We start from the raw sequence: 16,368 nt of genomic DNA on the forward strand, positions 1-16,368 counted from the left end.
CCCCCCTCTCAGCGTCCGCCGCTGACGTCTAGGATGGCACCCGTAATATAGGAAGCCGACGGTGACAACAGGAACAACACCGCATCGGCAATCTCCTGCGCCTCGCCGGGCCGCTGCATCGGCACCAGATGGGCCAGATCCCGCGCCCGATCCGGAAGTCCGCCGGAAGCGTGGATCTCGGTGTCGATGATACCCGGACGCACAGCGTTCACCCGGATATTCTCTGCCGCAACTTCCTTGGCAAGGCCCGTCGTGAATGTGTCGATTGCACCCTTGGAGGCGGCATAGTCGACATACTGGCCCGGCGAGCCGAGCGTCGCTGCCACAGAGGAAATATTGACGATAGCACCGCCCTTGCCGCCATGCCGTGTCGACATCCGCCTGACGGCTTCGCCCGCACAAAAGATAGAGCCAGTGATGTTGATGCGAAACATCCGCTCGAGCCGGTCCCAGGACATCTCATCCACCCGCGCGGTCATGTCGACAACACCGGCATTATTGACCAGGCCGTCGATGCGGCCGAAATGAGTATCGACGACTGCATACATCGAGGCTATCCCGGCAGCACTTCCGACGTCTCCCTCGGCGATGACAGCCTGCCCGCCGTTGCTTGCAATCTCATCGACCACGGCTTCGGCCGCGCTTCGGTTCGTCGCGTAGTTGACGACCACGGCGAAACCCTGCTTCGCTGCGGAGAGCGCGATAGCTGCGCCTATTCCGCGGCTGCCGCCGGTGACGAGAAGCACGGGACGGTCGCTGCCCATATCACGTCACCAGAAAAGGCCGACGAACATCAGCACGAGACCGATGAACGACACCGTCCAGATCCACGAACGGTAAGGGCTGAGGCCCAGCATGTAGGCCGGGAGATATGCAAAACGTGCCCAGAACCACAGAGCGGTACCCCAAGATACCAGCGCATCGTCGTGATTGCCAAAGATCGCCACCACGCTGAGCGCGATGAAGATGGGATAGGTTTCCTGGAAATTGCGCAGCGCGCGCGTTGCCCGGCCCGTCAGGAGGTTGGGTTCCGGCTCGTCGTCGCGGGTCGAATTGGCCGCCTTGACGCCGATCTGCAGGCGAAACGCGGTTGCCTGCGCCGTTAGATAGGCGAAAGCCAGCGCCGCGCTCCAGAGCAGATAGGTGATTTGAAAGGACATTTAGACTTTCCGGAGGGCAAGCGGGCCGCCAGATGCGGCCCTGCTGTTCAGTTTTAGAGATCGAGAACGAGGCGTTCCGGATCTTCGAGGCTTTCCTTGACGCGGACCAGGAAGGTAACGGCTTCCTTGCCGTCGACCATGCGGTGATCGTAGGATAGGGCGAGATACATCATCGGGCGGATGACGATCTGGCCGCCGACGACGACCGGGCGCTCCTGGATCTTGTGCATGCCGAGAATACCGGACTGTGGTGCGTTGAGGATCGGCGAGGACATCAGCGAGCCGTAGACACCGCCGTTGGTGATGGTAAACGTGCCGCCCTGCATGTCCGCCATCGACAGCGTGCCATCGCGGGCAGCCTTGGCAAGACGGCCGAGGTCCTTCTCGATTTCCGCAACGGTCATCTGGTCGGCATCACGGATGACCGGAACGACGAGGCCCTTGTCTGTGCCGACGGCCATGCCGACGTGACAATAGTTCTTGTAGATGATGTCGGTGCCATCGATCTCGGCGTTGACGGCGGGCAGTTCCTTCAGGGCGTGGGTCACGGCCTTGGTGAAGAAGCCCATGAAGCCGAGCTTGACGCCGTGCTTCTTCTCGAAAATGTCCTTGTACTTCGTGCGGAGCGCCATGACAGCCGTCATGTCCACCTCGTTGTAGGTGGTCAGCATGGCAGCGGTGTTCTGCGCATCCTTGAGGCGACGGGCGATCGTCTGGCGCAGGCGGGTCATCTTGACGCGCTCTTCGCGCGGCGCATCCTCGACGGCAGTCGGTGCGCGCGGCGCGGCCTTGGCAGGCTCTGCAGCAGCAGGCGCCGAAAGGCCCTTGGCGACAGCAGCGATCACATCGCCCTTCAGGACTTGGCCACGCTTGCCGGAACCGTCAACCTGATCGGCAGCAACGTTATTTTCGGCCATCAGCTTTGCAGCAGCCGGAGCCGGTGGCATCGATGTCGGTGCGGCGGGAGCAGCCGGGGCAGAGACGGAAGCGACAGGTGCAGCGGCCGCAACAGGCTCGGCCTTGGCAGGGGCAGCAGCAGCCGGGGCGGCCGCAGCGCCAGCGCCGCCGGCAGAGATCTGACCGAGCAACGCGTTGAGACCGACCGTCTCGCCGGCCTGGGCAACGATTTCCGAAAGTGTGCCTGAAATCGGCGATGGCACTTCGATCGTCACCTTGTCGGTTTCGAGTTCGACAAGCGGCTCGTCGACCTTGATGACGTCGCCAACCTTCTTGAACCAGGTACCGACGGTCGCCTCGCTGACGGACTCGCCGAGGGTGGGTACGCGAATTTCAGTGGCCATGTTCAAATCCTGAATTTTGATCGTTATCGGTGGGACGGCGCTCCGGCAGCGGCCGAAGAGTGGTCTGACGGAGCCCGGCAGGCGACGTCTTCAATCGTATGCTGTGCGAAGGGGATATATCGAGACATCCCCTCCGCTTCGTTCTTAGCCGCCGAGCGCATCCTCGAGGAAGGCTGCCAGTTGCGCCAGATGCTTCGACATCAGGCCCGTTGCCGGCGATGCGGCGGCCGGACGGCCGGTGTAGCGGACGCGCTGGTACTTGGCGTCGATATGGGCAAGCACCCATTCCAGATAAGGATCGATGAACGACCAGGCGCCCATGTTCTTGGGCTCTTCCTGGCACCAGACCATTTCCGCGTTGCGGAAGCGGCTAAGTTCGTTGATCAGCGCCTTTGCCGGGAATGGATAAAGCTGTTCGATGCGCAGCAGGTAGACGTCGTCGACACCGCGCTTCTCGCGCTCTTCCAGAAGGTCATAGTAGACCTTGCCGGAGCAGATGACGACGCGACGGATCTTGGCGTCCTTCTGCAGCTTGATCGGTCCGTCCTTGATGACTTCGGCATCGTCCCACAGCAGGCGGTGGAAAGAGGATTCTCCGGCCATTTCGGCGAGGCCCGACACAGCCTTCTTGTGACGCAGAAGCGACTTCGGCGTCATCATGATCAGCGGCTTGCGGAAGTCGCGCTTCATCTGGCGACGCAGGATGTGGAAATAGTTAGCCGGCGTCGTAACGTTGGCGACCTGCATGTTGTCTTCTGCGCAAAGCTGTAGGAAGCGCTCCAGGCGTGCCGACGAATGCTCGGGGCCCTGACCTTCGTAGCCGTGCGGCAGCAGGCAGACCAGGCCCGACATGCGCAACCACTTGCGCTCGCCCGACGATACGAACTGGTCGAAGACCACCTGCGCACCGTTGGCGAAATCGCCGAACTGGGCTTCCCAAAGCGTCAGAGCATTCGGACGGGCCAGCGAGTAGCCATATTCGAAGCCGAGCACAGCCTCTTCCGAGAGCATCGAATTGATGACTTCGTAGCGTCCCTGGGTCGACGACAGGTTGGCAAGCGGCACGTAGCGCTGCTCGGTTTCCTGATCGTAGAGCACCGAGTGGCGCTGCGAGAACGTGCCGCGCTCGCAGTCCTGGCCGGAAAGGCGGATCTTCGTGCCCTCGACGCAAAGAGCGCCGAAAGCCAGCGCTTCTGCCATTGCCCAGTCGATGCCTTCGCCCGACGAGATCATGTTGGCGCGGTTTTCCATGAAGCGCTGGATCGTCCGGTGCGCGTTGAAGCCTTCGGGGATTTCGGACAGCTTGCGGCCGATATCCTTCAGCGTCTTCATCGGCACGGCTGTCTTGCCGCGGCGCTGTTCGTCTGCATTGTCTGCGGTCCGAAGGCCCGACCACTGGCCGTCCAGCCAGTCGGCCTTGTTCGGCTTGTAGTGCTGGCCGGCCTCGAACTCTTCCTCGAGATGCGCGCGCCAGTCGGCCTTCATCTTGTCGACGTCTTCCTGCGAGACGACGCCTTCTTCGATCAAGCGGGCCGAATAGAGCTGCAGGACAGACTGGTGACCACGGATCACCTTATACATCTTCGGCTGCGTGAAGGACGGTTCGTCGCCTTCGTTATGGCCGTAGCGACGGTAGCAGAACATGTCGAGGACGACAGGCTTGTGGAACTTCATGCGGAATTCGGTCGCGACCTTGGCCGCGTAGACGACGGCTTCCGGATCGTCACCGTTGGCGTGGAAGATCGGTGCCTCGATCATCTTGGCGACGTCGGACGGATAGGGCGACGAGCGCGAGTAGGCCGGATTGGTGGTGAAGCCGATCTGGTTGTTGATGATGACGTGCATGGTGCCGGCGACGCGGTGGCCGCGAAGACCGGAGAGGCCAAGGATTTCAGCAATCACACCCTGGCCGGCAAAGGCCGCATCGCCATGGATGAGCAGCGGCATGACCTTGGCGCGCTCGGAAAGCGGGATCGTGTCGCCTTCCCAGACGGTGGCGCCCATGTCCTGCTTGGCGCGGACCTTGCCCATGACGACAGGGTCGACGATTTCCAGGTGCGACGGGTTGGCCGTCAGCGAGACGTGGATCTTGTTGCCGTCGAAATCGCGGTCGGAGGAGGCACCGAGATGGTACTTCACGTCGCCGGAGCCTTCGACTTCGTCGGGCGCATAAGAGCCGCCCTTGAACTCGTGGAAGATGGCGCGGTGCGGCTTGCCCATGACCTGGGACAGCACGTTGAGGCGGCCGCGGTGGGCCATGCCGAACACGGCTTCGCGCACGCCGAGAGCGCCGCCGCTCTTCAGCATCTGCTCCAGCGCCGGGATCAGCGATTCACCGCCGTCGAGGCCGAAACGCTTTGTGCCCTTGAACTTGACATCGAGGAACTGCTCGTAGCCTTCGGCTTCGATGACCTTCTGCAGGATAGCCTTCTTGGCTTCCGGAGAAAACGCGACGCCCTTTTCCTTGCCTTCGATGCGTTCCTGAACCCAGGCTTTTTCTTCCGGGTTGGACATGTGCATGAATTCGACGCCGATCGTCGAGCAATAGGTGCGCTCGAGGATCTCGATCATTTCGCGGACCGAGGCGTATTCGAGGCCGAGAACGTTGTCGATGAAGATCTTGCGGTCGTAGTCGGCCTCGGTGAAGCCGTATGCTTCCGGCGACAGCTCGTGGTAGTCCTCGACCGGGGCAGCGATGCCGAGCGGATCAAGCTTGGCGTGCAGGTGGCCGCGCATCCGGTAGGCACGGATCATCATGATGGCGCGCACCGAGTCGCGGGTCGCCTGGATGATGTCGGCGCCGTCGGTCGGCTTGCCCGCTGCTTCCGCCTTGGCCTTGACCTTGGTCTCCACGACCTTTTCGATCACGCCCCAGTTGCCGTCAAGCGCCGAGACCAGATCGCCACCGGCCGCAATTGGCCAGTTCTTGCGCTGCCACGAGGCGCCCTTGGCTGCCCGCTTCACGTCGCCCGGATTATCGTCCAGCGCCTTGAAGAAGGACTGCCATTCGTCGGAAACCGACGACGCGTCCTGCTCGTAGCGCGCATAGAGTTGCTCGATATAGGCCGCGTTGGCGCCGTCGAGGAACGACGTGATCTGAAATTGCTCGTTGGCTTCTTGTCTTGCCATGGTGATCTGCGGACGCTGGTCCGCCTCCCGACTTGAATGGATTGCCGGTCATTTCCGGCGGCCGCATTTCAATTTTCATCCGCCAGTGGCGGCAGTCATTTCGGGCAGATGCCCTGAAATCGAAATGGGCAGGGGCTGATGTCCCTGCCCTTCTATATCGGATCAGCCCTTGAGGACTTCAACCAGCGTCTTGCCGAGGCGGGCCGGAGACGGCGATACACGGATGCCTGCGGCTTCCATCGCAGCGATCTTGTCTTCCGCGCCACCCTTGCCGCCAGAGATCACGGCGCCGGCATGGCCCATGGTGCGTCCGGGAGGGGCCGTGCGGCCAGCGATGAAGCCGACCATTGGCTTGGAGCGACCACGCTTGGCCTCGTCCTTGATGAACTGCGCCGCGTCCTCTTCAGCCGAACCGCCGATTTCGCCGATCATGATGATCGACTTGGTTTCTTCGTCTGCGAGGAACATTTCCAGGATGTCGATGAACTCGGTGCCCTTGACCGGGTCGCCACCGATGCCGACAGCCGTGGTCTGGCCGAGGCCTTCGTTGGTCGTCTGGAAAACGGCTTCGTAGGTCAGCGTGCCGGAGCGCGACAGGACGCCGACGGAGCCCTTCTTGAAGATCGAGCCCGGCATGATGCCGATCTTGCATTCGTCAGGCGTCATCACGCCTGGGCAGTTCGGGCCGATGAGGCGCGACTTGGAGGCGTCGAGGCGAGCCTTGACCTTGATCATGTCGGCAACCGGGATGCCCTCCGTGATGCAGACGATCAGCGGGATCTCGGCTTCGATGGCTTCGAGGATGGCCGCGGCAGCGCCGGCTGGCGGCACGTAGATGACCGATGCGTCGGCGCCAGTTGCTTCCTTGCCTTCGGCAACGGTTGCAAAAATCGGCAGGGATTCGCCGGCCGAACCGCTCCAGGTCTCGCCACCCTTCTTCGGGTTGATACCGCCGACCATCTTGGTGCCGTGGTAGGCGAGCGCCTGTTCCGTGTGGAACGTGCCGGTCTTGCCGGTCAGACCCTGAACCAGGATCTTGGTGTCTTTGTTAATCAGAATGGACATCAGTTGTCTTCCTCTTCCTCGAACTCGAGGGGATCGAATGCTTCAAAGGCGTCATTGGAAAAGCGGTAGCCTTTGCCGGCGGCCGACTTTTGCGTCAGGTGCGCTTCGAGGTTCTTGGACCACTGGGTACGGAACCAGTCATAGTGCTGGTCGACCTGGGAAATGCCCAGCTCGCCCTTCCAGACGAAGAGGTCTGCATCCTTGATCTTCTCGGCAAAGTAGGCCTGCGCGTCATCGTTGTGCGTGAAATGCGCCCAACGCTCGGCCGTGCCGTCTTCGCTGTCGTATTCGCTGTCCCAGCAGACGAAGTAGCACAGATTGGCATCTGTCTCGTTCGGGCCGAAAGGCTGGCGATTGGGGTTCTTCGGGGATTTGGCCATGGTTTTAAGCTGCTTTCACGGCTGCGACGATCTTCTGGGCGGCATCGTCCAGGTCGTCGGCGGAAATGACATTGAGACCGCTCTCGTTGATGATCTTCTTGCCAAGCGCAACGTTGGTGCCTTCGAGGCGGACAACGAGCGGGACCTGCAGACCGACTTCCTTGACGGCAGCCAGAACGCCTTCGGCAATGACATCACACTTCATGATGCCGCCGAAGATGTTGACCAGGATGCCCTTCACGGCAGGATCGGCCGTGATGATCTTGAAGGCTGCCGTAACCTTTTCCTTCGTCGCGCCACCGCCGACGTCGAGGAAGTTGGCAGGCTCTGCGCCATACAATTTGATGATGTCCATGGTGGCCATGGCGAGACCGGCGCCATTGACCATGCAGCCGATGTTACCATCAAGGGCAACGTAGGCCAGATCGTACTTGGAAGCGGCGATTTCCTTCTCGTCTTCCTCGCTGGTGTCGCGCAGCGCAACGATGTCTTCATGGCGGAACAGCGCGTTGCCGTCGAACGATACCTTGGCGTCGAGGACGCGCAGGCGGCCGTTGGTCATGACGATCAGCGGGTTGACTTCGAGCAGGGCCATGTCGGTTTCGACGAAGGCCTTGTAGAGGATCGGGAACAGCTTTTCAGCGTCCTGGCGAGCTTCGCCTTCGAGCTTCAGCGCATCGCTGAGCTTGGCGACGTCTGCCGCCGTGACGCCCGTCGTCGGATTGATTGCGACGTTGATGATCTTTTCCGGCGTGTCGTGGGCGACGGTCTCGATGTCCATGCCGCCTTCGGTCGAAACGACGAAGGAGACCTGGCCAACGGCACGGTCGACCAGGATGGAGAGGTAAAGCTCGCGGTCGATGTCGGCGCCGTCTTCGATGTAGAGGCGATTGACCTGCTTGCCGGCTTCACCGGTCTGGGCTGTCACCAGCGTGTTGCCGAGCATGTCCTTGACGAAAGCCTGGACTTCCTCGAGCGACTTTGCGAGACGAACGCCGCCCTTGGCTTCCGGCGGCAGTTCCTTGAACTTGCCCTTGCCGCGACCGCCGGCATGGATCTGGCTCTTGACGACGTAGAGCGGGCCCGGAAGCTGCTTGACGGCTGCCTCGGCTTCCGATGCGTTGAAGATGGCAACACCTTCTGCCACCGGTGCACCAAAGCTCTTCAGCAGAGCCTTGGCCTGATATTCATGAATATTCATGGATCTATCCCTATTGGAACGCGACGCTTATTTCAGCGCCAAACTTATTTTAGCGAAGGCGCGATGTTGATGCAGGCTTCGCAGAGACCGGCGACGGCAGCGACCGACTTGTCGAAGGCTTCTTTTTCAGCCTTGTTCATGTCGATCTCGATGATCCGCTCAATGCCGCCGGCACCGATGACAGTCGGCACGCCGACATACATGTCGTTGACGCCGTACTGGCCGGAAAGATACGCGGCGCAAGGCAGCACGCGCTTCTTGTCCTTGAGGTAGGACTCAGCCATTTCGATGGCAGAGGCAGCAGGAGCGTAATAAGCCGAACCGGTCTTGAGCAGGCCGACGATTTCGGCGCCGCCATCACGGGTGCGCTGGATGATCTCCTCGAGGCGCTCCTTGGTGACCCAGCCCATGGTGACGAGGTCCGTCAGCGGAATGCCGCCGACCGTCGAGTAGCGCGCCAGCGGCACCATCGTGTCGCCGTGGCCACCGAGCACGAAGGCCGTGACGTCCTGGACGGACACGTTGAATTCCTTGGCGAGGAAGAGGCGGAAGCGCGACGAGTCGAGGACGCCCGCCATGCCGACGACCTTGTTGGCCGGCAGGCCGGAAAACTTCTGCAGGGCCCAGACCATCGCGTCGAGCGGGTTGGTGATGCAGATGACGAAAGCGTTCGGGGCATACTTCTTGATGCCGGCGCCTACCTGCTCCATCACCTTGAGGTTGATGCCGAGCAGATCGTCGCGGCTCATGCCCGGCTTGCGAGCGACACCGGCGGTGACGATGCAGACATCAGCACCCTCGATCGCCGAGTAGTCGCTGGCGCCGGTTAGGTTGACGTCAAAGCCTTCGACCGGCGAAGACTGGGAAATATCAAGGCCTTTGCCCTGTGGAATGCCGTCCGCGATGTCGAAGAGGACGATGTCGCCCAGCTCCTTCAAGCTGGCGAGATGCGCCAGCGTGCCACCAATCATGCCAGAACCAATGAGTGCGATTTTGTTACGCGCCATTTCGGGATATCCTTTGCGATCGAAAACGATGGCGCGACACTTTGAAGCATCGACCACGGCCGCCAATCGCATAGACCCAACGGCCAAAAATGGCAATTGATTATTTTGTGACGTTAAAATTCAATCGGTTAGATAGAAAAACTCTTACGTAAACGTAAGAATTATTGTCACCATATCGTTATTCGGCCGCTGACTTCGATCGAATCTGGGCGAGATACTCGGCGCTTCGCATCTCGAAAAGGCGTGAGGCCGTGCGGTCGAATTCAAAACCCTCGGTTCCACGGCGCTGCACGAGAAGTGCCTCCGGCATCGCGGCTGCGGAGATCGTCACATGGATGGCGTGATCGTAAAGCGTATCGATGAGAATGATGAAACGCTTGGTCTGGTTGCGTTTTTCCGGCCCGAGCTCCGGAATGCGGTCGATGAAGATCGTGTCGAAACGGGCAGCTATGGCGAGAAAATCTCCGGCTCCTAGCGGCGCCTCGCAGAGATCGGCGAATGAAAACCGCGCCAGCCTGTCGACGGCAGCCGGCACATGGACGGTCCGGCCCTTTCTCTGGATCTCGACTGGCTGTGCCGTGCGGCCGTGAAGCGCCCGCGCCCAGGCTGCATCCATCGCCTTGTCGGTCTCGGCGTTGAGCGGCGTCAGGTAGACAGGCTGACTGTCGTCCTTCTCCATGCGGTAATCGGTCGGCGAATCCAGCGTCACCACGTCGACATAAGTCTTCAAAAGCGTGATGAACGGCGTGAACAACGAACGATTGAGCCCCTCGCGGTAAAGGTTATCCGGCTCGACGTTGGACGTGGTGACAAGAACGCAGCCGAGCGAGAACAGTTCTGAAAACAGCCGCGACAGGATCATCGCATCGGCGATGTCGGTGACGCTGAATTCGTCGAAGCACAACAGCTCCGCCTCGGCAAACAGATCGGCGGCGACAGGCGGAACCGGGTCGGAAAGCTTCGTGTCGCCGTTCTTGATCTTCAGCCGATGGGCCGCGATGCGGTTGTGGACGTCGGCCATGAACTCGTGGAAATGCGCCCGCCGCTTCTTCTTGGACGGTGCCATGGCGAAGAACATGTCCATCAGCATCGTCTTGCCGCGCCCGACGCTGCCGTGAATGTAGAGGCCACGGATCGGCTCGGGCTTCTTGCGCGCCGCAAACAGCCATCCGAGCGCGCTGGACTTCGCAGCCGGCCGCCGCTGCTTGAGAGCGGCCAGCACCCGGTCGAGATGTTTTGCAACATCCATCTGCGCTGCATCCACCTGCAGCGAACCGGAAGCCGTCAGCGATTTCAACTTTTCGCTCACGCTGATCGAGTAGTCAGGCATAGGCTGCATGGAGAGATTCGCCTCGCGCGTCGAAAGATGGCCGGTGGGCCGCAGACCTAGCGGCTAAGCGTGATCGGCTGGCCAGAGGCCGTGGTGCCGGTGAAGCGCGAGTCGGCCGTCTTGTAAACCGAACCCAGCTGGTTGCCGCTGCGGTCCTTGAGAACGACCTGCTTGCCGGCCACTTCCCAGGATCCCATCGTCGTCAGTTCGCCGACGCAGCCACGTGTGCCGCCGCGCGATCCGCTGCCGAGATTGGTGAGTGTCAGGAACATGTCGCAGCTTGTACCGCCGTTGCCGACCTTCCAGCTACCGACCATCGATTCCTTGGTAACATCGAGGCCGGAGGCGGCAAGCGCTGCATTCTGCTGCGGCGCGCCAGCACCCGGGTTTGCCGACGGAGGGGCTGGAAACTGCGAGCCGGTACCGGTCGGGGATGGAAGCTGGCTGGACTGGACCTGCCCGACGGGCGCGGCCTGGATCGGCGGTGGAGAATAGGCTGGCGAAGCGGAGCCATAATCGTTGTTGTAACCCGTCCGCTGGCAACCAGCCAGCGCTACACCGATAACTGCAGCCGTCGCAGCATATTTGAATCGCATTAGGAAACTCCTGAAATAGCCCAGCCTGCCCCGACGTTGGCGCGCAATCACGGCGGAATTATCGTGAAAGGCATTGATGAATCAAGTGAGCACAAGGAGAAATTGTCGCGGGCTGCTGCCCTTGCCGCAGTCATGGGACAAATTTGGCGCATTTTTCCAGACGTCTGAACGAAAGACGCCCTCATATCAACATGAGGGCGGCTTGTAGCGCGATCGTGAGAGTAAGCGACTAGACGCGCCGCTCGACCATCATCTTCTTGATCTCGGCAATCGCCTTGGCCGGATTCAGGCCCTTCGGGCATGTCTGGGCGCAATTCATGATCGTGTGGCAACGATAAAGCCGGAATGGATCTTCCAGATTGTCGAGGCGTTCACCGGTGGCCTCATCGCGCGAATCGATCAGCCAGCGATATGCCTGCAGCAGGACGGCTGGACCGAGATACCGGTCGCCGTTCCACCAGTAGCTCGGACAGGAGGCCGAGCAGCAGGCACACAGGATGCACTCGTAAAGACCGTCCAGCTTCTGGCGGTCGTCATGGCTCTGCTTCCATTCCTTCGCAGGCTCCGGCGATACGGTCTTCAGCCAAGGCTCGATCGAGCGGTGCTGGGCATAGAAGTTCGTCAGGTCAGGAACCAGGTCTTTCACCACAGGAAGGTGCGGCAGCGGATAGACCTTGACGGTACCCTTCACCTCGTCCAGCCCCTTGGTGCAGGCGAGTGTATTGGTTCCGTCGATGTTCATGGCGCAGGAGCCACAGATCCCCTCGCGACAGGAGCGGCGCAGCGTCAGCGTCGGGTCGATGTTGTTCTTGATGTAAAGCAGGGCATCCAGCACCATCGGCCCGCAGTCGTCGACATCGATGTAGAAGGTATCGATGCTCGGGTTCTGACCGTCGTCTGGGCTCCAGCGATAGATCCGCAGTTCGCGGGTGTTCGTCGCACCCTGCGGCTTCGGCCAGACCTTGCCTTCGCGCATCTGAGAGTTCTTGGGGAGAGCGAGTTCAACCATGTCCAGTTCCTCTCAAATCAATACACACGCGCCTTCGGCTCGATCTTCTGCGGATCCATGCCTTCGGCGATCAGTTCGGTGTGAACCGGACGGTAGTCGAGTTTCACTTCGCCTGAGTCGTTGACCCAGGAGAGCGTGTGCTTGCGCCAGTTGACGTCGTCACGGCCGCCGAACGGACCGTCGGTGAAGTCTTCCCGTGCATGCGATCCGCGGCTTTCCTTACGGGCTTCCGCGCCGTAGATCGTGGTGATCGCGTTGGCCATCAGATTGTGCAGTTCGAGCGTCTCGACCAGATCGGAGTTCCAGATCAACGAACGGTCGGTGACCTTTACGTCAGAAAGCTCCTTCCAGATCGCCGACATGCGCTCGCAGCCCGAGGCCAGCGATTCCTGCGTACGGAATACGGCAGCGTCGTCCTGCATGGCATGCTGCATCTTTTCGCGCAGCACCGATGTCGGTGTATGACCATTGGAGAACCGCAGCTTGTCGAAGCGATCCATGATCTTTTCGCAGGCAGCCAGGTTGAGCTGAGGGATTGGCGCAGCGCGATCGATGACTTCGGCAGCGCGGATGGCAGCAGCACGTCCGAAGACGACGAGGTCGATCAGCGAATTGGAGCCAAGGCGATTGGCGCCATGAACCGATGCGCAGCCGGCTTCTCCGACAGCCATGAGGCCCGGAAGGATGCGTTCCGGATTTTCACTGTCCGCATTCAGCACTTCGCCCCAGTAGTTCGTCGGGATGCCGCCCATGTTGTAGTGCACCGTCGGCAGGACCGGGATCGGCTCGCGCGTCACGTCGACGCCGGCAAAGATCTTTGCCGATTCCGAGATACCGGGCAGGCGCTCGTTGAGAACAGCCGGATCGAGGTGGTCGAGGTGCAGGTAGATGTGGTCCTTGTTCTTGCCGACGCCACGCCCCTCGCGGATTTCCAGCGTCATGCAGCGCGATACGACGTCGCGCGAGGCAAGGTCCTTGGCTGATGGAGCATAGCGCTCCATGAAGCGCTCGCCTTCCGAATTGACGAGATAGCCGCCTTCGCCGCGCGCCCCTTCGGTGATGAGACAGCCGGCGCCGTAGATGCCGGTCGGATGAAACTGCACGAACTCCATGTCCTGCAGCGGCAGGCCGGCACGCGCCACCATGCCGCCGCCGTCGCCGGTGCAGGTATGGGCGGACGTTGCCGAGAAATAGGCACGGCCGTACCCGCCGGTCGCAAGCACCACCATCTTGGCGGAGAAGCGATGGATGGTTCCATCGTCGAGGCACCAGGCCATGACGCCGATGCACTTCGAGCCGTCTTCCGACATGATCAGGTCGAGGGCGAAGTATTCGATAAAGAATTCGGCGTTGTGCTTCAGCGACTGTCCGTAAAGCGTGTGCAGGATAGCGTGGCCGGTGCGGTCGGCAGCAGCACAGGTGCGCTGCACGGGCGGGCCCTCGCCGTAATTCTGCATGTGGCCGCCAAACGGCCGCTGGTAGATCTTGCCTTCCTCGTTGCGCGAGAAGGGGACGCCGTAATGCTCGAGTTCGTAAACGGCCTTAGGCGCTTCCATCGTCAGATACTGCATGGCATCGACGTCGCCGAGCCAGTCGGAGCCCTTGACGGTGTCGTAGAGATGCCACTGCCAGCTGTCCGGCGTCATGTTGCGCAGCGACGCAGCGATACCGCCTTGAGCGGCCACCGTGTGCGAGCGGGTCGGGAATACCTTGGTGATGCAGGCGGTCTTGAAGCCCTGTTCGGCCATGCCGAGCGTGGCGCGGAGACCCGCGCCGCCGGCACCGACGACGATCACGTCATAGGAGTGATCGACGTACTTGTAGTCCTTGCCGGTCCGTTCGGGCCCATTCTGATTGGGTGAGGTTGGTGCCATGATGCAATTATCCTACGAACGCGATTTTCAGAATGGCGAAGAGACAGAGCCCAGCGACGACGATCGAAAAGAACGTGTTGAGCATCAGCAAGACGAGTTTGCCGACTTCGCCATGGACGTAGTCCTCGATGATCACCTGCATGCCGAGCCGCATGTGGATCACGCCCGAAATCACCATCAGCGCGAAGATCACGGCGACAAACGGGTTCGACAGCGCGTGCACGACAACAGCATAAGGTGCGCCGGCGTAAATCATCAGGAAGACGACGAAGAAGATAAACAACGGCACGTTGGCGACGGCCGTCAGCCGCTGGCGCCAGAAATGCTCCGTGCCGTCCTTGGCCGAACCGAGACCGCGAACGCGGCTGAGAGGGGTGCGCATATCCATGACCAGAACCCTCAGAAACGCATCGCCAGGGCAACAGCCCAGACGATGGCGGTGAGACAGAGCGAACCGATCAGATTGGCGATCGCCAGCTTGGTGGAAAAATGCTTCTCGAAACCATGGCCGAGATCCCACATAAAATGGCGGAAGCCGCCGAGCATGTGGTGCAGCAGCGCCCAAGTATAGCCAAGCAGGATCAGCCGGCCGATGATCGTGCCGAGAAACCAGTTGGCCCAGTCGAAATAAAACTGGCCCGACGCGGCGGCGACAAGCCACCAGACGACCAAAAGCGTGCCGACGTAGAGCGCTCCACCGGTAATGCGATGGATGATCGACATGGCCATGGTCGGGATGAGTTTGTAGATTTGAAGATGCGGCGATATAGGCCGATTATGTGTGACGTTCGCCATCAAGACCTCGCGGCGTTACGATGCGCTTCCAATGCGGGCAATCCCGGGCAACACACGAATGACAAAGTCCTATGTGCGTTGCATCAGTCGCGTGGTTTAATCACCGAAATGCCTGCCGACAAGCACTATTGCAGTCCATAGAAAATTTAATCGATTGACGTCATCCACACGCCGATTTCGCCGTATTACTCTCTTGCGAGTTAACCATCCGGGTGGATTTGTCGCCCGCTGCGTGGACTTGGTCTTCCACTTCCGGCACTCTTCCTTAACTTTTTGTTAACGGTTATTTGTCCGGAGGCCGGCATGCCTGGTGTTTTCTCGCGAATCGGTACGATCCTTGGCGCAGCAGCACTGAGCGGAACCCTGGCGTTGCCTGTTCTGGCGAACGACTACCACGGCCACGGCCGGACCATTTTCCATCAGGGAGCGCACGCCTCCGGCTTTCGGAACCGCGAGGCCGGTGGACACCGCTTCTACGCCGACGATCGCAGCCCGCGCCAGGGCCATGAACACAGCCGTTTCGATCCCAGCGGTTATCGCAGCCATGCGCCCGAGCGCCAATTTACCGACGGGCACATGCGTAGAAACCATTTCCGGATGCTGGCGTCCCGGGATTTTTCGACGCGGCGTGGCGGTGGCATCGCCGTTATCGAGCGCCGTCAGCCGGACTATAATTTCATCAGTAATTACGCCGGCTCGGTCGATGTCTACCATGCCAATGGCGGCACCTATATCACCGGCTATGGCGACGGCGGCTACACCGGGTCAAGCGCCCCTGTCATGGCGCCGCGCGCAAAAATCATCGATGTCGCCCGCACGCGCAACGGCTGCGCCTACGAAAACGGCGTCTGCGTCATCAGGCCCTGATCGTCAGTCTGCGGAGAACCGCCACACGGTCGTCTTCTTGATGTCGCTGTCCTCGAGGGCGCGCGTGACCGGCACTTCATAGGTCGCCTGGAATGTGAGACCCGCTTTCGGCAGGTAGGCTCGCCCGGGATCGCCGACGAGAACGACGATGCCCCGGGAGGTGAGTGCCGATAGCCAGGGGACGAGCCGGTCTGCAAATTCGCGATCGTAGAACACGTCGCCAGCGAGCAGCACGTCCGCGTCGACGGGAAGGCCGACGATATCATCGCCGGAAAACCCGATATCGGCCCGATTTTCCGCAGCATTCAGCCGCACTGCCGTTTCCGCCCACGGATCGATATCCACCGCCAGCACCTTTGCAGCACCCGCATGTGCGGCGGCAATGGCCACCAGCCCCGATCCACTGGCAAAATCCACCACACGCTTGCCGGCGACGACATCGGGGTTATCGAGCACGAAACGCGCCAGGCCCTGGCCTCCCGCCCAGGCAAAGGCCCAGAACGGTGGTGGCAGGCCGATCTCCTGCAGCTCCTCCTCGGTCTTCAGCCAGAGGTCATGGGCTTCGCTCGCCAGATGCAGCCGGATCTCAGGCACATGCGGCGGCGCCAGCACATCGGTGTTAGCGCGGATAAAAGCTTCCGGCTCGGTCTTCAC

16 protein-coding genes are annotated in these 16,368 nt (G+C 60.9%); 1 reads left to right on the plus strand and 15 read right to left on the minus strand.

Features of this window, described 5'->3' with window-relative positions; genetic code table 11:
* Positions 1-8: 8 nt before the first annotated feature.
* From PR018_RS14335 to sdhC, 14 genes are all read right to left on the minus strand, one after another.
* A complete protein-coding gene (locus tag PR018_RS14335) occupies positions 9-764 on the minus strand; it encodes an SDR family oxidoreductase (protein WP_142824719.1) in 756 nt (251 codons plus the stop codon).
* 6 nt (positions 765-770) lie between these two features.
* Complete coding sequence (locus PR018_RS14340; RefSeq protein WP_142824718.1) at positions 771-1,160, minus strand: MAPEG family protein; 390 nt, start codon at positions 1,158-1,160, stop codon at positions 771-773.
* 53 nt (positions 1,161-1,213) lie between these two features.
* Positions 1,214-2,461: a 2-oxoglutarate dehydrogenase complex dihydrolipoyllysine-residue succinyltransferase gene (odhB, locus tag PR018_RS14345; protein WP_142824717.1), complete on the minus strand. Its 1,248-nt coding sequence runs from the start codon at positions 2,459-2,461 to the stop codon at positions 1,214-1,216.
* A gap of 144 nt (positions 2,462-2,605) precedes the next feature.
* Positions 2,606-5,590, minus strand: a complete 2,985-nt coding sequence (locus PR018_RS14350; protein ID WP_142824716.1) for a 2-oxoglutarate dehydrogenase E1 component — start codon at positions 5,588-5,590, stop codon at positions 2,606-2,608.
* A gap of 162 nt (positions 5,591-5,752) precedes the next feature.
* Positions 5,753-6,655: a succinate--CoA ligase subunit alpha gene (sucD, locus tag PR018_RS14355; RefSeq protein WP_142824715.1), complete on the minus strand. Its 903-nt coding sequence runs from the start codon at positions 6,653-6,655 to the stop codon at positions 5,753-5,755.
* Positions 6,655-7,035, minus strand: coding sequence for a hypothetical protein (locus PR018_RS14360; protein WP_142824714.1), 381 nt, complete (start codon positions 7,033-7,035; stop codon positions 6,655-6,657). The genes sucD and PR018_RS14360 overlap by 1 nt, the downstream gene beginning before the upstream one ends.
* A 4-nt stretch (positions 7,036-7,039) precedes the next feature.
* The gene (gene sucC, locus PR018_RS14365; RefSeq protein WP_142824713.1) at positions 7,040-8,236 is read right to left on the minus strand and encodes an ADP-forming succinate--CoA ligase subunit beta; all 1,197 of its coding nucleotides are present in this window, start codon (positions 8,234-8,236) and stop codon (positions 7,040-7,042) included.
* Positions 8,237-8,280: 44 nt separating this feature from the next.
* Complete coding sequence (gene mdh, locus PR018_RS14370) at positions 8,281-9,243, minus strand: malate dehydrogenase (protein ID WP_142824712.1); 963 nt, start codon at positions 9,241-9,243, stop codon at positions 8,281-8,283.
* Between the two features lie 178 nt (positions 9,244-9,421).
* Complete coding sequence (gene zapE / locus PR018_RS14375) at positions 9,422-10,582, minus strand: cell division protein ZapE (protein ID WP_142824711.1); 1,161 nt, start codon at positions 10,580-10,582, stop codon at positions 9,422-9,424.
* A 47-nt stretch (positions 10,583-10,629) separates the two neighbouring features.
* Positions 10,630-11,169: a protease inhibitor Inh/omp19 family protein gene (locus PR018_RS14380; protein WP_142824710.1), complete on the minus strand. Its 540-nt coding sequence runs from the start codon at positions 11,167-11,169 to the stop codon at positions 10,630-10,632.
* Between the two features lie 229 nt (positions 11,170-11,398).
* Entirely contained in the window at positions 11,399-12,178 is a 780-nt protein-coding gene (locus tag PR018_RS14385) for a succinate dehydrogenase iron-sulfur subunit (RefSeq protein WP_142824709.1), read from the minus strand.
* Between the two features lie 17 nt (positions 12,179-12,195).
* Positions 12,196-14,052, minus strand: coding sequence for a succinate dehydrogenase flavoprotein subunit (gene sdhA, locus PR018_RS14390; RefSeq protein WP_142824708.1), 1,857 nt, complete (start codon positions 14,050-14,052; stop codon positions 12,196-12,198).
* Between the two features lie 7 nt (positions 14,053-14,059).
* Positions 14,060-14,440: a succinate dehydrogenase, hydrophobic membrane anchor protein gene (sdhD, locus tag PR018_RS14395; protein ID WP_142824707.1), complete on the minus strand. Its 381-nt coding sequence runs from the start codon at positions 14,438-14,440 to the stop codon at positions 14,060-14,062.
* 11 nt (positions 14,441-14,451) lie between these two features.
* The gene (sdhC, locus tag PR018_RS14400) at positions 14,452-14,847 is read right to left on the minus strand and encodes a succinate dehydrogenase, cytochrome b556 subunit (RefSeq protein ID WP_142824706.1); all 396 of its coding nucleotides are present in this window, start codon (positions 14,845-14,847) and stop codon (positions 14,452-14,454) included.
* A gap of 303 nt (positions 14,848-15,150) precedes the next feature.
* Here sdhC and PR018_RS14405 point away from each other — a divergent pair, with 303 nt between their 5' ends.
* Positions 15,151-15,714, plus strand: a complete 564-nt coding sequence (locus PR018_RS14405) for a hypothetical protein (RefSeq protein ID WP_142824705.1) — start codon at positions 15,151-15,153, stop codon at positions 15,712-15,714.
* A gap of 3 nt (positions 15,715-15,717) precedes the next feature.
* On the opposite strand, the gene PR018_RS14410 is transcribed toward PR018_RS14405, so the two are convergent.
* Entirely contained in the window at positions 15,718-16,368 is a 651-nt protein-coding gene (locus tag PR018_RS14410; RefSeq protein WP_142824704.1) for a class I SAM-dependent methyltransferase, read from the minus strand.

Source organism: Rhizobium rhododendri, from assembly GCF_007000325.2.
In the GTDB taxonomy this organism is placed as follows: Bacteria; Pseudomonadota; Alphaproteobacteria; order Rhizobiales; family Rhizobiaceae; genus Rhizobium; species Rhizobium rhododendri.

Excerpts from the sequence above, each read along its gene's own strand:
- PR018_RS14385 (WP_142824709.1), bottom strand. The coding sequence starts at position 12,178 with ATGGTTGAACTCGCTCTCCCCAAGAACTCTCAGATGCGCGAAGGCAAG.
- sucD (WP_142824715.1), bottom strand. The coding sequence starts at position 6,655 with ATGTCCATTCTGATTAACAAAGACACCAAGATCCTGGTTCAGGGTCTG.
- sdhA (WP_142824708.1), bottom strand. The coding sequence starts at position 14,052 with ATGGCACCAACCTCACCCAATCAGAATGGGCCCGAACGGACCGGCAAG.
- PR018_RS14335 (WP_142824719.1), bottom strand. The coding sequence starts at position 764 with ATGGGCAGCGACCGTCCCGTGCTTCTCGTCACCGGCGGCAGCCGCGGA.
- sdhD (WP_142824707.1), bottom strand. The coding sequence starts at position 14,440 with ATGGATATGCGCACCCCTCTCAGCCGCGTTCGCGGTCTCGGTTCGGCC.
- PR018_RS14360 (WP_142824714.1), bottom strand. The coding sequence starts at position 7,035 with ATGGCCAAATCCCCGAAGAACCCCAATCGCCAGCCTTTCGGCCCGAAC.
- odhB (WP_142824717.1), bottom strand. The coding sequence starts at position 2,461 with ATGGCCACTGAAATTCGCGTACCCACCCTCGGCGAGTCCGTCAGCGAG.
- sdhC (WP_142824706.1), bottom strand. The coding sequence starts at position 14,847 with ATGGCGAACGTCACACATAATCGGCCTATATCGCCGCATCTTCAAATC.
- sucC (WP_142824713.1), bottom strand. The coding sequence starts at position 8,236 with ATGAATATTCATGAATATCAGGCCAAGGCTCTGCTGAAGAGCTTTGGT.
- PR018_RS14340 (WP_142824718.1), bottom strand. The coding sequence starts at position 1,160 with ATGTCCTTTCAAATCACCTATCTGCTCTGGAGCGCGGCGCTGGCTTTC.
- PR018_RS14380 (WP_142824710.1), bottom strand. The coding sequence starts at position 11,169 with ATGCGATTCAAATATGCTGCGACGGCTGCAGTTATCGGTGTAGCGCTG.
- zapE (WP_142824711.1), bottom strand. The coding sequence starts at position 10,582 with ATGCAGCCTATGCCTGACTACTCGATCAGCGTGAGCGAAAAGTTGAAA.
- mdh (WP_142824712.1), bottom strand. The coding sequence starts at position 9,243 with ATGGCGCGTAACAAAATCGCACTCATTGGTTCTGGCATGATTGGTGGC.
- PR018_RS14405 (WP_142824705.1), top strand. The coding sequence starts at position 15,151 with ATGCCTGGTGTTTTCTCGCGAATCGGTACGATCCTTGGCGCAGCAGCA.
- PR018_RS14350 (WP_142824716.1), bottom strand. The coding sequence starts at position 5,590 with ATGGCAAGACAAGAAGCCAACGAGCAATTTCAGATCACGTCGTTCCTC.